The 13282-nt window shown below is 74.2% G+C and carries 9 protein-coding genes and 1 tRNA gene; 6 read left to right on the forward strand and 4 right to left on the reverse strand.

Features of this window, described 5'->3' with window-relative positions:
• Positions 1-90 precede the first annotated feature (90 nt).
• Positions 91-1752, reverse strand: a complete 1662-nt coding sequence (gene pgi / locus BU198_RS36855; protein ID WP_188301163.1) for a glucose-6-phosphate isomerase — start codon at positions 1750-1752, stop codon at positions 91-93.
• A 243-nt stretch (positions 1753-1995) separates the two neighbouring features.
• Positions 1996-3579, reverse strand: coding sequence for a Na+/H+ antiporter (locus BU198_RS36860; protein WP_188301164.1), 1584 nt, complete (start codon positions 3577-3579; stop codon positions 1996-1998).
• 163 nt (positions 3580-3742) lie between these two features.
• Between BU198_RS36860 and BU198_RS36865 the strand changes: the two genes are divergently transcribed.
• The 4 genes from BU198_RS36865 (at position 3743) to BU198_RS36880 (ending at position 6567) form a co-directional block, all read left to right on the forward strand.
• Positions 3743-4651, forward strand: coding sequence for an NADP-dependent oxidoreductase (locus BU198_RS36865; RefSeq protein ID WP_188301165.1), 909 nt, complete (start codon positions 3743-3745; stop codon positions 4649-4651).
• A 74-nt stretch (positions 4652-4725) separates the two neighbouring features.
• Positions 4726-4799: transfer RNA gene (locus tag BU198_RS36870), tRNA-Lys, on the forward strand.
• Between the two features lie 158 nt (positions 4800-4957).
• Positions 4958-5929 carry a GlxA family transcriptional regulator gene (locus BU198_RS36875; protein WP_188301166.1) on the forward strand — a complete coding sequence of 324 codons (972 nt, stop codon included), beginning with the start codon at positions 4958-4960 and terminating at the stop codon, positions 5927-5929.
• Positions 5929-6567, forward strand: a complete 639-nt coding sequence (locus BU198_RS36880) for a DJ-1/PfpI family protein (protein WP_188301167.1) — start codon at positions 5929-5931, stop codon at positions 6565-6567. The genes BU198_RS36875 and BU198_RS36880 overlap by 1 nt, the downstream gene beginning before the upstream one ends.
• A 131-nt stretch (positions 6568-6698) precedes the next feature.
• Here BU198_RS36880 and BU198_RS36885 read toward each other — a convergent pair whose 3' ends face one another.
• A complete protein-coding gene (locus tag BU198_RS36885) occupies positions 6699-8399 on the reverse strand; it encodes a chitinase (protein WP_188301168.1) in 1701 nt (566 codons plus the stop codon).
• A 200-nt stretch (positions 8400-8599) separates the two neighbouring features.
• Between BU198_RS36885 and BU198_RS36890 the strand changes: the two genes are divergently transcribed.
• Positions 8600-11929, forward strand: coding sequence for a S41 family peptidase (locus BU198_RS36890; RefSeq protein ID WP_188301169.1), 3330 nt, complete (start codon positions 8600-8602; stop codon positions 11927-11929).
• Between the two features lie 59 nt (positions 11930-11988).
• Here BU198_RS36890 and BU198_RS36895 read toward each other — a convergent pair whose 3' ends face one another.
• Positions 11989-12201 carry a hypothetical protein gene (locus BU198_RS36895; RefSeq protein WP_188301170.1) on the reverse strand — a complete coding sequence of 71 codons (213 nt, stop codon included), beginning with the start codon at positions 12199-12201 and terminating at the stop codon, positions 11989-11991.
• 188 nt (positions 12202-12389) lie between these two features.
• Here BU198_RS36895 and BU198_RS36900 point away from each other — a divergent pair, with 188 nt between their 5' ends.
• On the forward strand, positions 12390-13196 hold the full coding sequence (locus tag BU198_RS36900; protein WP_188301171.1) for a phosphoribosyl-dephospho-CoA transferase MdcG domain-containing protein: 807 nt from the start codon (positions 12390-12392) through the stop codon (positions 13194-13196).
• The last annotated feature ends 86 nt before the right edge of the window (positions 13197-13282 follow it).

Below are 13282 nucleotides of genomic sequence, written 5' to 3' on the forward strand. Positions count from 1 at the left end.
GGCGTTTCGGTGTCCGCACGCGCGGCGGACGCCCGTACGGCGGCCGGCCGGGCCCGGGCCGCCCGCCGGAGCGAGCGGCCCGGCCCCGGCTCAGCGGCCGCGCAGCGCCCGGTAGCGGGCGACCAGCTCGGCGGTGGAGCTGTCCAGCCGCTCGGTGCCCTCGCCGGTGAGCAGCACCGGCTCGATCCGCTTGGCGAGCACCTTGCCCAGCTCGACGCCCCACTGGTCGAAGGAGTCGATGTTCCAGACCGCGCCCTGGACGAACACCTTGTGCTCGTAGAGCGCGACCAGCTGACCGAGCACCGAGGGGGTCAGCTCGCCGGCCAGGATGGTGGTGGTCGGGTGGTTGCCCTTGAAGGTCTTGTGCGGGACGAGCTCGGCGGGCACGCCCTCGGACGCGACCTCCTCCGGGGTCTTGCCGAAGGCCAGTGCCTGGGTCTGGGCGAAGAAGTTGGCCAGCAGCAGGTCGTGCTGGGCGACCAGGCCGGGCAGCAGGTCGGCGACGGGCCTGGCGAAGCCGATGAAGTCGGCCGGGATCACCTTGGTGCCCTGGTGCAGCAGCTGGTAGTAGGCGTGCTGGCCGTTGGTGCCGGGGGTGCCCCAGACCACCGGGCCGGTCTGCCAGTCCACCGGGGTGCCGTCCCTGGTCACCGACTTGCCGTTGGACTCCATGTCCAGCTGCTGGAGGTAGGCGGTGAACTTGGACAGGTAGTGCGAGTAGGGCAGCACCGCGTGCGCCTGGGCGTCGAAGAACGCGCCGTACCAGACGCCCAGCAGGCCGAGCAGCAACGGGACGTTCTGCTCCGCCGGGGCGGTGCGGAAGTGCTCGTCGACCAGATGGAAGCCGTCCAGCATCTCCCGGAAGGCGTCCGGGCCGATGGCGATCATCAGCGAGAGGCCGATCGCCGAGTCGAAGGAGTAGCGGCCGCCCACCCAGTCCCAGAACTCGAACATGTTGGCGGTGTCGATGCCGAAGTCCTGCACGCCCTGAGCGTTGGTGGACAGCGCGACGAAGTGCTTGGCCACCGCGTCGGTGTCGGCGCGCAGCCCGGTGAGCAGCCAGTTGCGGGCGGAGACCGCATTGGTGATGGTCTCGATGGTGGTGAAGGTCTTCGACGCGACGATGAACAGCGTCTCGGCCGGGTCGAGGTCGCGGACCGCCTCGTGCAGGTCGGCGCCGTCCACGTTGGAGACGAAGCGGACGTCGAGGTCGCGCTCGGCGTACGAGCGGAGCACCTCGTAGGCCATCGCCGGGCCGAGGTCGGAGCCGCCGATGCCGATGTTGACGACGGTGCGGATCCGCTTGCCGGTGTGGCCCTTCCACTCGCCGCCGCGGACCCGGTCGGCGAAGGCGGCCATCTTGTCGAGGACGGCGTGCACGGCGGGCACCACGTTCTCGCCGTCGACCTCGACCACGGCGCCGCGCGGGGCGCGCAGCGCGGTGTGCAGGACCGCCCGCTGCTCGGTGTTGTTGATCTTCTCGCCGCGGAACATCGCGTCCCGCAGCTCGGCGACGCCGGTGGCGGCGGCCAGCTCGCGCAGCAGCTCCAGCGTCTCGTCGGTGACCAGGTGCTTGGCGTAGTCCACGTGCAGGTCGCCGACCTGGAGCGTGTGGCGGCGGCCGCGCTCCGGGTCGGCGGCGAACAGCTCGCGCAGGTGGGTGTCGCCCAGTTCGGCGCGGTGCTTGGCCAGGGCGGCCCACTGCGGGGTGCGGTCCAGCGGGGTGCGGGCGTCGGCGCGGGTCTCCGACATCGGTGGGTCCTCGATTCATCTGGGTGCAGAAACCGGCAGGGCCAGGCGTGAGGGCCAGGCCGTGGCGGCCTGGGTGCGAGGTCGTGCGGGTACTCGTGGTGCGCCGACTCCGTTGACGGCCTGCCCGGGTTCAGCCTATGCAACCCCGGAGCCGGTCGCGCACATTCCGCCCGGCGGTCCTGCGGCCGGGTGTGTTCCGCTCCCGCGGGGCGGACGCCCCGCCCCGCGGGAGCGGACGCTCCGTCACTTCCGTTCGGAGCGCAGGTCGAGGCCGCGCAGCACCTCGTCGACCATCTCGGGATCGGCGCCGAGTTCGCTGCGGGCGGAGAGCATCTCGCGCCGGGAGGCGGCGATCATCTCCTGCTCGACGTCCCTGGCGGCCCGCCACTGGGCCATCCGCAGCTTGGCCTCGGCGGCCTCCTCCTCGGCGTAGTTCTCCGGGCAGAGCCTGGCCAGCCGGTCGTGCTGACGGTCCCGCAGGCGGTCGGCGACCTCGGCGGGCAGCCGGTCCTGCTCCTCCAGCTCGCCGAGCCGCTTCAGCCCGGCCTTGGCGGCCCGCCACCAGAGCTGCCGCACGGCCTGCTCGTGCTGGTCCTGGTCGATGTCCAGCTCGAACCGCTTGGCCAGCCAGGGCAGCGTCAGGCCCTGGACGAGCAGGGTGAACAGCACCACGCTGAAGGCGATGAAGACCAGCCGGCCGCGCTCGGGGAAGTCCTCGCCGGAGTGCAGGGTGAGCGGGATGGCGAGCGCCAGGGCGACGGTGGCCACGCCGCGCATGCCGGACCACCAGAGGATCACGCTCTCCTTCCAGCTGAACGGGGTGTCCTCCTCGTCGTTGGAGCGCAGCTTCTTCGACAGCCAGCCGGCCGGCAGCAGCCAGAGCAGCCGGACCCCGACGACCACCGCGATGACCACGGCGGCGTCGCCGATGAAGCCGGTCCAGCCGCTGCCGGCCTCCTTGAGCACGGTGGCCAGCTCCAGGCCGATCAGGCCGAAGGCGACCCCGGTGATCAGGATCTCGACCACCTCCCAGAAGGCGTTGCCGACCAGCCGGTAGGCGACGGCGTCCGCGTCGGAGGCCCGCTCGGCGAGGTAGAGCGCGCAGACCACGACGGCGAGCACGCCGGAGCCGTGGATCTCCTCGGCGAGGGTGTACGCGGCGAAGGGCACCAGCAGGTTGAGCGCGACCTGCTGGGTCGGGTCGTCCAGGCGCTCGGCGAGCTTGGTGTTGACCCAGCCCAGCGCGACGCCGACCACCACGGCCAGCACCGCGGACAGGACGAAGCGCAGCACCGCGTCGCCGGCCGAGAAGTCGCCGCTGACCATGGCCTCGATGGACAGCGAGTAGATGACGATCGCGGTGACGTCGTTGAACAGCCCTTCGCTCTCCAGGATCGCCACCAGGCGGCGGGGCAGTCCGACGCTGCCGGCCACCGCGACGGCGGCCACCGGGTCGGGCGGGGAGACCAGTGCGCCGACCGCGATGGCGGCGGCGAGCGGCAGGGTGGGCAGCAGCCAGTGCACGGTGCCGGCCACGGCGACCGTGGTGACCGCGACCAGGGCGACCGCCAGCAGCAGGATCGAGCGGGCGTTGGCCTTGAAGTAGCGCACCGAGGAGCGTCTGGCCACCGCGAAGATCAGCGGCGGCAGGACCAGCGGGAGGATCAGCTCGGGCTCGATGGTGACGTCCGGGATCTGCGGGACGAGTGCCATGACGATGCCGAGCAGGGTCATCAGCACCGGTTGTGGCACTCCGGTCTTCCGCCCGAGCGGCATGGTCACCACGGAGGCGAGCAGCACCAGGAAGAACAGGGGCAGCTGGCCCACGGGGAGGTTCCTCTCGACGATCGACGGACGGCTGGGCGCCGCCCAGGATAAATCTGACAATGCGCCCATCAGTATCGACACGCTGAACAAAAGCTTGACCTCAAGCGCACTTCACATCCGATGATCGTAGAAGTCGAAGTGTCGAGGAGGGGTGGGAACAGGCATGAAGGCGGTCACCGTGACGGGGAACGGCGGTCTTGAGGTGCTGCGGGTCACCGAGGTGCCCGACCCGGAGCCCGGGCCGGGCGAGGTGCGGGTCCGGGTGTACGCGGCGGGAGTACAGCCGGTGGACCTGGCGATCCGCGAGGGGTTCCGTCCACCGGGGCTGGCGGTCGAGCCGCCGTTCGTCCTCGGCACCGAGTTCGCCGGGGTGGTGGACGCCCTCGGTCCTGACGCCGGCGACTGGCGGGTCGGGGACGAGGTGCTGGGCTTCCGGACGCTGGGCTGCCAGGCCGACCGGGTCACGGTGGACGCCGGCCGGCTGGTGGCCAAGCCCGCCGGGATGCCCTGGGAACAGGCCGGCTCGCTCTCCGCCTCCGGCCAGACCGCGCACCTGGCGCTCACCGAGCTGGGTGTCGGCCCGGGCGACACGGTGCTGGTGCACGGCGCCTCGGGCGGGGTCGGCACGGTCGCCGTCCAGCTGGCCCTGACCTGGGGCGCCACGGTCGTCGGCACCGCGAGCGAGCGCAACCACGGGTACCTGCGCGAGCTGGGCGCGGTGCCGGTCGCGTACGGCGAGGGGCTGGTCGAGCGGGTCCTGGCGGCGGCGCCGCAGGGGGTGACCGCGGCCTTCGACGCCGCCGGGCGGGGCGCCCTGGAGGCCTCCGTCGAGCTGGTCGCCGACCGGAACCGGATCGTCACCGTGGTCGACTACCCGGGCGCCGAGCGGCTGGGCGTCCGGGGCCTGCGGGGCGAGCGGACGGCTGCGCGGCTGGCCGAGCTGGTGAAGCTGTGGGAGGCCGGCGGGCTGCGGCTGGAGGTCGAGGAGGCGCTCCCGATGGGGCGGGTCGCCGAGGCCCACCGGCTGGTCGGCGCCGGGCACGTCCGGGGCAAGGTGGTGCTGGTCATGTGAGCCGGCCGGGCTCCGCACTCCGGGCCGATTGTGAGTTTCGGCGGCCGACCGGGTAATGTTCTCCAGGTCAGCAGGCGCCGCTAGCTCAGTTGGTTAGAGCAGCTGACTCTTAATCAGCGGGTCCGGGGTTCGAGTCCCTGGCGGCGCACAGACAGCCGGAAGGCCCTTCGCGAGAGCGAGGGGCCTTCCGGCGTTTCGGCGTCCGCACGCGCGGCGGACGCCCGCGCGACGACAGGGCCCTGCGGTGGCAGGAAAGGTGGGAAGCAGGTCATTGCTGCCGCCGCTCCCCCTTGGGAGGCTGGCCCCATGAGAGCGCGCAGCGTGGTCATCGTCCTCTTCGAGGGCGTGCAGAGCCTCGACGTGACCGGCCCCCTGGAGGTGTTCGCGGGAGCGGGCAAGGCCTGCGGACAGCCGGGGACGTACCGGGTGACCACCGCCTCCCCCGGCGGTGCTCCGGTGCGCTGCCACAGCGGACTGCGACTGCTGCCGGACGCGGACCTGGCGCAGGCCGGTCCCGTGCACACCCTGCTGGTCCCCGGCGGGCAGGGCACCGCGCACCCGGACCCGGCGCTGGTGGCGCGGATCCGGGAGCTGGCCGGACGGGCCGAGCGGGTGGTGTCGGTGTGCACCGGGGCCTTCCTGCTCGCCGAGGCCGGGCTGCTGGCCGGGCGCCGGGCGACCACCCACTGGGCGCACTGCGACGCGCTGGCCCGGCGGTTCCCCGACGTCGAGGTGGACCCGGACCCGATCCACGTCCGGGACGGGCACGTCGCCACCTCGGCCGGGGTCACCGCCGGGATCGACCTGGCCCTGGCCCTGGTCGAGGAGGACCTGGGACGCGACACGGCCCTGCTGGTCGCCCGCCACCTGGTGGTCTTCCTGCGCCGGCCGGGCAACCAGGCCCAGTTCAGCACCCAGCTGGCCGCCCAGGTGGCGGCCCGGCAGCCGCTGCGCGAGGTGCAGCGGTGGATCGCCGAGCACCCGGAGGCCGACCTGTCGGTCGAGGCGCTGGCCGGCCGGTCGGCGCTGTCGCCGCGGCACTTCGCCCGGACCTTCGCCGCCGAGGTCGGGGTCACCCCGGGCCGGTACGTGGACGGGGTCCGGCTGGAGGCCGCCCGGCGGCGGCTGGAGGACACCGCAGACGGCGTCGAGGAGATCGCGCGCTCCTGCGGCTACGGCACCCCGGAGGCGATGCGGCGCGCCTTCGTCCGGGCCCTGGCCGCCCCGCCCGCCGAGTACCGACGCCGCTTCCGACCCGAACCCACCGGAGGTCACTGATGCGCATCGCCATCCTGCTCTACCCCGAGTTCACCACCCTGGACGCGGTCGGCCCGTACGAGGTGCTGTCCCGGATCCCCGGCGCCGAGGTCGTGCTCACCGCCGCCGAGCGGGGGCCGGTGCGCAACGACCTCGGCAGCCTGGCGATCACCGCGGACGCCGCCCTGGACGAGGTGGACTCGGCCGACCTGCTGCTGGTGCCCGGCGGGCCCGGGACGGAGGCCCAGCTCACGAACGAGGCGCTGCTCGACTGGCTGCGCCGGGTGGACGCGACCACCACTTGGACCACCTCGGTCTGCTCGGGCTCGCTGCTGCTGGGCGCCGCCGGGCTGCTCAGGGGCCGCCGGGCCACCAGCCACTGGGGCGTCCTGGACCGGCTCCCCGCGTACGGGGCGGAGCCGACCGGGACCGACCGGGTCGTCATCGACGGCAAGTACGCCGTCGCCGCCGGGGTCTCGGCCGGGATCGACCTCGCGCTGACGCTGGCCGGCCGGATCAGCGGGGACACCACCGCGCAGGCGATCCAGCTGCTGATCGAGTACGACCCGCAGCCGCCGTACGCCTCGGGCTCCCTGGCGGCGGCGTCTCCCGAGGCGGTCGAGGCGGTGAACGGGCTGACGCTGGGCCGGGCGCGCTGACCACCGCCGTCGGTGACCACGACGAGGAGGGGCCGTGCTCGGACCTCACGGGGGTAGGTCCGGGCACGGCCCCGGAGGCCGTCGGGCCGGCGGATCGACGGATCAGCCGGCCCGGCGGATCGGCGTCCTGATCAGCGGCCGAAGTAGCCGTTGAAGTTCTTGGAGAACTCCTGGCCACCGAACCGGTCCCAGTTGATCGACCAGGTCATCAGCCCGCGCAGGTTCGGCTGCGCGCCCGAACGCGGCACGTACGTCCCGCAGTTGGCCAGCTTGGTGAGGCAGTCGAGCGCCTTGTTCACCTCGGCCGGGGCGACGTAGCCGTTGCCCGCGTTGGTGGTGGCCGGCATGCCGATGGCGACCTTGGAGGCGGGCAGCGCCGGGAACACGTTGTTCGCGTTGCCCGCCACCGGGAAGCCCTTGAGCAGCATGTCGGTCATCGCGACGTGGAAGTCGGCGCCGCCCATCGAGTGGTACTGGTTGTCCAGGCCCATGATGGAGCCGGAGTTGTAGTCCTGGACGTGCAGCAGGGTGAGGTCGTCGCGCATCGCGTGGATGACCGGCAGGTACGCCCCGGCCCGCGGGTCCTGGCCGCCCCAGGGGCCCGATCCGTAGTACTGGTAGCCGAGTTGGACGAAGAAGGTCTCCGGCGCCATGGTCAGCACGAAGCCCTGGCCGTACTTGGCCTTGAGGGTCTTCAGCGCGGAGATCAGGTTGACGATGACCGGGCTGGTCGGGTTCTTGAAGTCGTTGTCACCGGTGTTGAGGGAGAGCGAGTGCCCCTCGAAGTCGATGTCCAGCCCGTCCAGGCCCCACTTGTCGATGATCGCCGAGACCGAGTTGACGAAGGCGTCCCTGGCCGCGGTGGTGGTCAGCTGGACCTGGCCGTTCTGGCCGCCGATCGAGATCAGCACCTTCTTGCCCTGGGCCCGCTTGGCGGCGATGGCGGCCTTGAACTCGTCGTCCGACTCGACGCCCGGGCACTCGGTGGCCGGGCAGCGGTTGAAGCGGATGTCGCCGGAGGTGACGGAGGTGGGCTCGCCGAAGGACAGGTTGATGAAGTCCCAGGAGTTCGGGACGTCGGCCATCCGGGTGTAGCCGGCACCGTTGGCGAAGCTCGCGTGCAGGTAGCCGACCAGGGCGTGGCTGCCGGCCGGCTGGGTGGTGGGCGTGCCCGTGGGCGTCCCGGTGGGCGTACCCGTGGGCGTCCCGGTCGGGGTGCCCGTGGGCGTGCCGGTCGGGGTCGCCGTCGGGGAGGCGGTGCCCGTCGGGGTCGTGGTCGGCGTGGGCGTCGGGCTGGGCGCGCCCGGGCCGTCCAGCGAGACGTCGTCCGCGTAGTAGGTGCCCTGCCCGTACCAGCCGTGGGTGTAGACGGTGGCGCTGGTCTGGCTGGCGCCGGTGGTGAAGCTGACGCTCAGCTTCTGGTACGAGCCGCCGGTGCCCGGCGTCCAGGTGCTCGGGCCGCCGCCGTCCACGCCCAGGTAGACGTACGAGCCGTTGACGAAGGCGCTGAGCGTGTAGGTGGTGTTCGGGGCGACGGTGACGGTCTGGCCGCACTGGGCGGTGTCGCCGGCCGAGGCGGCCGCGGCGAGCGCGCGGCTGCCGCCGTGCACCGGGCTGGTGACGACGCTGCCGGAGTTGCCGGAGCAGTTCCAGGGGCCGAGCGAGCCGGACTCGAAGCCGCCGTTGACCAGGAACTCTCCGGCCGAGGCGGCGGGCGCCAGGCCCAGCGTGACGCCGACCAGGGTGGCCGCGGCGACGGCGGAGGCGGTTCCGGCGGCGACGGCCGCGCGGCGGCCGGTGGCCGGGGTTCCGGGGGTGGGTGTTCTGCGCATGCGGGTGCTCCTGCGATGGCGCGGTCGTGGGGGACGTCCGAGGGCACGCCGGAGCACGCGCCAGTGGGGGGAACGGCGCGGCCTCGCACCCAAGTTGGACTAGACCACTGAAGTGGATCCGGCCCTGTGGTGTCAATGGTCCAGACCGGTTGCCGCCTCCTCCGGTTGCCGGTGGTGACGCCCCGTCGAAGGATGGAGGCGTGACCCCGCCCGGCTACCTCCGCCACCCCCACCTGCACGGCGGCCTGCTCACCTTCACCGCCGAGGACGACGTCTGGATCGCCCCGCTGGACGCCGACGGCACCGGCACCGGCCGGGCCTGGCGGGTCGGCTGCGACCGCACCCGGGTCAGCCACCCCCGCTTCTCCCCCGACGGCACCACCCTCGCCTGGACCAGCTGGCTCGGCCTGACCCCCGAGGTGTGGACCGCCCCGGTCGAGGGCGGCGAGGCGAGCCGGCTCAGCTTCTGGGGCAGCCAGGACACCCGGGTGCGCGGCTGGCTGCCCGACGGCGAGGTGCTGGCCGTCACCTCCTACCACGAGCCCTTCGGCCACTACACCTGGGCGCACGCCCTGCCCCCGGACGGCTCCCCCGGCCGCCGGATGCCCTGGGGACCGGTCGGCGACGCCCAGATGAGCCGTGAGCGGACCGTCCTGCTCACCGGCGCCGCCCCGCACGAGCCGGCCGCCTGGAAGCGCTACCGGGGCGGCGCCACCGGCCGGCTCTGGGTGGACGGCGAGCGGATCCTGCCCGGGCACACCGGGCACCTCGCCGCCCCCATGCCGGTCACCGGCCCCCTCGGCGGGCGGATCGCCTTCCTCTCCGACCACGAGGGCATCGGCAACGTCTACTCCTGCCGCCCGGACGGCACCGACCTGCGCCGGCACACCGACCACGCCTCCTACTACGCCCGCGAGGCCGCCACCGACGGCACCCGGATCGTCTACCAGCACGCCGGCGACCTCTGGCTGCTGGACGGCCTGGACGCCCCCGCCCCGCGCCGGCTGCGCGTCCCGCTCGGCGGCGCCAGGGCCGGCCGCCGCCCGTACCAGGTCAACGCCGCCGGCCAGGTCAAGGACCTCGCCTGCGACCAGACCGGCCGGGCCGGGGTGATCACCGTGCGCGGCAGCCAGTACTGGCTCACCCACAAGGACGGCCCGGCCCGCGCCCTCGCCGACACCCCCGGCGTGCGCACCCGGCTGCCGGTGGTGCTCGGGCACACCGGCGAGGCCGCCTGGATCACCGACGCCGAGGGCGCCGACGCGATCGAGGTGGTGCCGCTGCCCGGCCATGCCGCGCGGCCCGGCCACGGCGAACGGCCGGGCAGCGGCGAACGGCCCGGCCACGGCGAACCTCCGGGCCACCCCGAGCTGCCGGGCCACTCCGAACGGCCGGGCCACGGCGGGCCGGAGAAGCACCGCCACCGGGTGATCGCCGCCGGACGGATCGGCCGCGTCCTGGAGCTCACCGCCTCACCCGACGGCAGCCGGCTCGCCGCCACCACCTCGAACGGACGGCTGCTGCTGGTCACCGCGGCCGACGGCGAGGTCCGCGAACTGGCCGCCTCCGGCTACGGGCCGGTCTCCAGCGCCCGCTTCTCCCCCGACTCGCACTGGATCGCCTGGTCCGAGCCGGTCGCCGGGCGCTCGCTGCGCCGCATCCGGCTCACCCGCGCCGACGCGCCCGCCCCGACCACCGAGATCACCGACGGCCGCTTCGAGGACGAGCAGCCGGTGTTCACCCGGGACGGCCGCTACCTGGCCTTCCTGTCCTGGCGCGGCTTCGACCCGGTCCACGACGTGCACACCGGCGACCTCTCGTTCCCGCTCGGCTGCCGCCCCTACCTCGTCCCGCTCGCCGCCGACACCCCCTCGCCGTTCGCCGCCCCGGCCGAGGACGGCGCCCCGCACGGCGACGGCGGCGGCGACGGCACCGTCCGGGTCGACCCGGCGGGCATCGGCGAGCGGCTGCTCCAGTTCCCGGTGATCGCCTCCAAGTACTCGGCCACCGACGCCGTGCGCGGCGGCCTGGTCTGGCTGCGCTGGCCGATCTCCGGCACCCTCGGGCAGACCTTCGCCGGCCCCGAGGACACCTCGGGACGCCCCGCACTGGAGCACTTCGACCTGGCCAGGGGCACCCGCAGCACACTGGTCGACCGGCTCGACGGCTACGCGGTCTCCGGGGACGGCGGCTCGATCGCGGTCTACTCGGCCGGAACGCTGCGGGTGATCCCGGTCGCCGCCCCCGCCGCCGGCACCACCGTCGACCTGCGCCGGATCACCCACACCGTGCGCCCGGCCGCCGAGTGGCACCAGGCCTACCACGAGGCCGCCCGGATCGTCCGGGACCAGTTCTGGGACGAGCGGATGTCCGGCCTGGACTGGCCCGCCCTGGTCGCCCAGTACGAGCCGCTGCTGGAGCGGGTCTGCTCCCCCGACGACTTCGCCGACCTGCTGCGCGAACTCCTCGGCGAACTCGGCACCTCGCACGCCTATGTCACCCCGTCCCGGCGCGCCGAGGGCCCCACCCTCTCCCAGCAGCCGCTCGGCCTGCTCGGCGCCAACGCCCACCGCTCCCCCGACGGCCGCTGGCTGGTCGACCGGGTGCTGCCCGGCGAGACCTCGGACCCGCGCGCCCGCGCCCCGCTGGCCGCCCAGGGCGTGCGCGACGGCGACGAGTTCCTGGAGATCGGCGGACGCCCGGTCGACCCGCTGCGCGGACCGCTGCCGCTACTGGCCGGCACCGGCGGCACGACGCTCGAACTGGCCCTGCGCAGCGGCCAGGACGGCCCGGTGCGCCGGATCGTGATCAGCCCGCTGACCGACGAACGGCCCATCCGCTACCAGGACTGGGTCACCAAACGGCGTTCCCTGGTACGGGAGTTCAGCGACGGGCGGTGCGGCTACCTGCACATCCCCGACCTCGGCGGCTCCGGCTGGGCCCAGTTCAACCGGGACCTGCGCCGCGAGCTGGACAAGCCCGCGCTGGTGCTGGACGTCCGCGGCAACGCCGGCGGCAACGTCTCCGAACTGGTGCTGGAGAAGCTCACCCGGCACGTCCTGGCCTGGGACTTCAGCCGGGACCGCCGACCGGTGCGCTGGCCCAGGCACGCACCGCGCGGCCCGCTGGTCGCGCTGGCCGACGAGGCCACCAGCTCGGACGGCGACGTGATCATCGCGGCGATCAAGCTGCTCGGCCTCGGCCCGGTGATCGGCACCCGCACCTGGGGCGGGGTGGTCGGGATGACCGGACGGCACACCCTCGGCGACGGCACCCAGATCTCGGTGCCGAAGAACGCCTCCTGGTTCAGCGGCGGGCTCGGCTGGTCGGTGGAGAACCAGGGCGTCGAACCGGACGTGCACGTGCTGCGCACCCCGCGCGACTGGGCCAGGGGCCGCCACCCCGAACTGGTCGCGGCCGTGCAGCTGGCCCTGGAGCTGCTGGAGGACGCGCCCGCCGCGGAGCCCCCGCCGGAGTCCACCCCCCGGCCGGACCTGCGGCGCCCGCCGCTGCCGCCACGGGCGCGGTGAGCAGCGGTTCCGTCCGGGCCTTGGCGGCGTCGGCTTCGTACGGTGAAGCCGGCAGGGCCTCAGTCCCAGGGATCGCCCTCGGCCGTCATGTTCTCGGCGGCACGCCGGTCGGCCTCCTCCTGGGCGAGCCGTTCCTGCTGGTCCCGGCTGCGCTCGACCTCGTCGCCGTACGCGTCGGCGGCCTCGTCGTGGGCGAGGGCCGCGCGCTCGGCGGCCTCCTGTCCGACGGACTCCTGCGGCGGCCGGTGGAACAACCTGTCGAAGATGCCCATGACTCCTCCAAACGGGACGGACGGGAGGTCGGATACCGGGCTTGCCCCCACTCTCACACCGGGTGCCCACGGGCGCACCTTGAGCCTTTGGTCCCTGGTGAACGCGCCCAACGGCCGTAGCCACGGGCCGTCGGCCGGGCGCACATTGGGGCCGTCGGCGAAATCGACGCCACCCTCTGGAGCCCGCAGTGACCGTCGTACATCCAGGAAGCCCCGCCCGACGCACCGCCGAGGACCCGCACGACGGACCGCGCCGACGGGTCGGCCCGCTGGCCGCCCTGGACGGCCGGCTGCCCGGCCCCCACGACCTGCTGCTGATGCAGTGCCCCAGCTCGCTGCGGCCCTTCGCGGGCGGCGAGCTGCCGGACTGGGCGCGGGCGGTCCTGCGGGCCCACCCCTGGGTCACGGTCGGCCGGGCCCCCGCCGTGGTCGGCAACCCGGTCGACCTGCCGCACCCCCAGCGCTGCACCCGCGACGCGGAGGCGGCGCCCGAGCTGTGGTTCCCGGTGACGGTCCGCGGCCCCCGGCCCGGCCGGCGCCTGGACGCCCTGGCCCCCTGGGCGGCGGTGGCCAGGACCCTGCGGCCCGAACAGCTGGCCGAACGGCGCGGGCACCTGGCCCCCGAACGGCTGGCCGGCATCCCGGCCCTGGCGCTGCTGCCCGAGGTCGGCCGCCTGGTCGCCGACCACCGGCTCCCCTGGGGCCCGATCGGCGCGGCCGGCTACGAACTGGGCAGCGGCGTCCCGGTGACCGGGCCGCTCAGCCCGCTGCGGCTGGTGCTCCGCTCCCCGCAGCCGGTCAGCCGCCGCGACGCGCTGCAACTGCGGCGGGCGCTGACCAAGCTGCCGGTGCCGGTGCAGGCCGAACTGGAGACCCGGCACGGCTCGGTGCAGCTGGCGGAGTACGCCTCCGGCGCCCACAGCCTCACCCTGCTCACGCCGGACGGGCCCCGCGAGGTCCACGACCCGTGGTTCCCCCGGGGCCCCTTCGCCTGACGCTCCCGGGCCCGGCGCGGGCCAGGGACCAGCCGGCGCGCTTCCCGTCGCCGTCGACGCACTCGAAGGTCACGGCGGTGCGCAGG

The organism is Streptomyces sp. CBMA156 (genome assembly GCF_014596515.1).
In the GTDB taxonomy this organism is placed as follows: domain Bacteria; phylum Actinomycetota; class Actinomycetes; order Streptomycetales; family Streptomycetaceae; genus Kitasatospora.

Excerpts from the sequence above, each read along its gene's own strand:
- BU198_RS36885 (WP_188301168.1), bottom strand. The coding sequence starts at position 8,399 with ATGCGCAGAACACCCACCCCCGGAACCCCGGCCACCGGCCGCCGCGCG.
- BU198_RS36865 (WP_188301165.1), top strand. The coding sequence starts at position 3,743 with ATGAAGGCGGTCACCGTGACGGGGAACGGCGGTCTTGAGGTGCTGCGG.
- BU198_RS36875 (WP_188301166.1), top strand. The coding sequence starts at position 4,958 with ATGAGAGCGCGCAGCGTGGTCATCGTCCTCTTCGAGGGCGTGCAGAGC.
- BU198_RS36880 (WP_188301167.1), top strand. The coding sequence starts at position 5,929 with ATGCGCATCGCCATCCTGCTCTACCCCGAGTTCACCACCCTGGACGCG.
- pgi (WP_188301163.1), bottom strand. The coding sequence starts at position 1,752 with ATGTCGGAGACCCGCGCCGACGCCCGCACCCCGCTGGACCGCACCCCG.
- BU198_RS36895 (WP_188301170.1), bottom strand. The coding sequence starts at position 12,201 with ATGGGCATCTTCGACAGGTTGTTCCACCGGCCGCCGCAGGAGTCCGTC.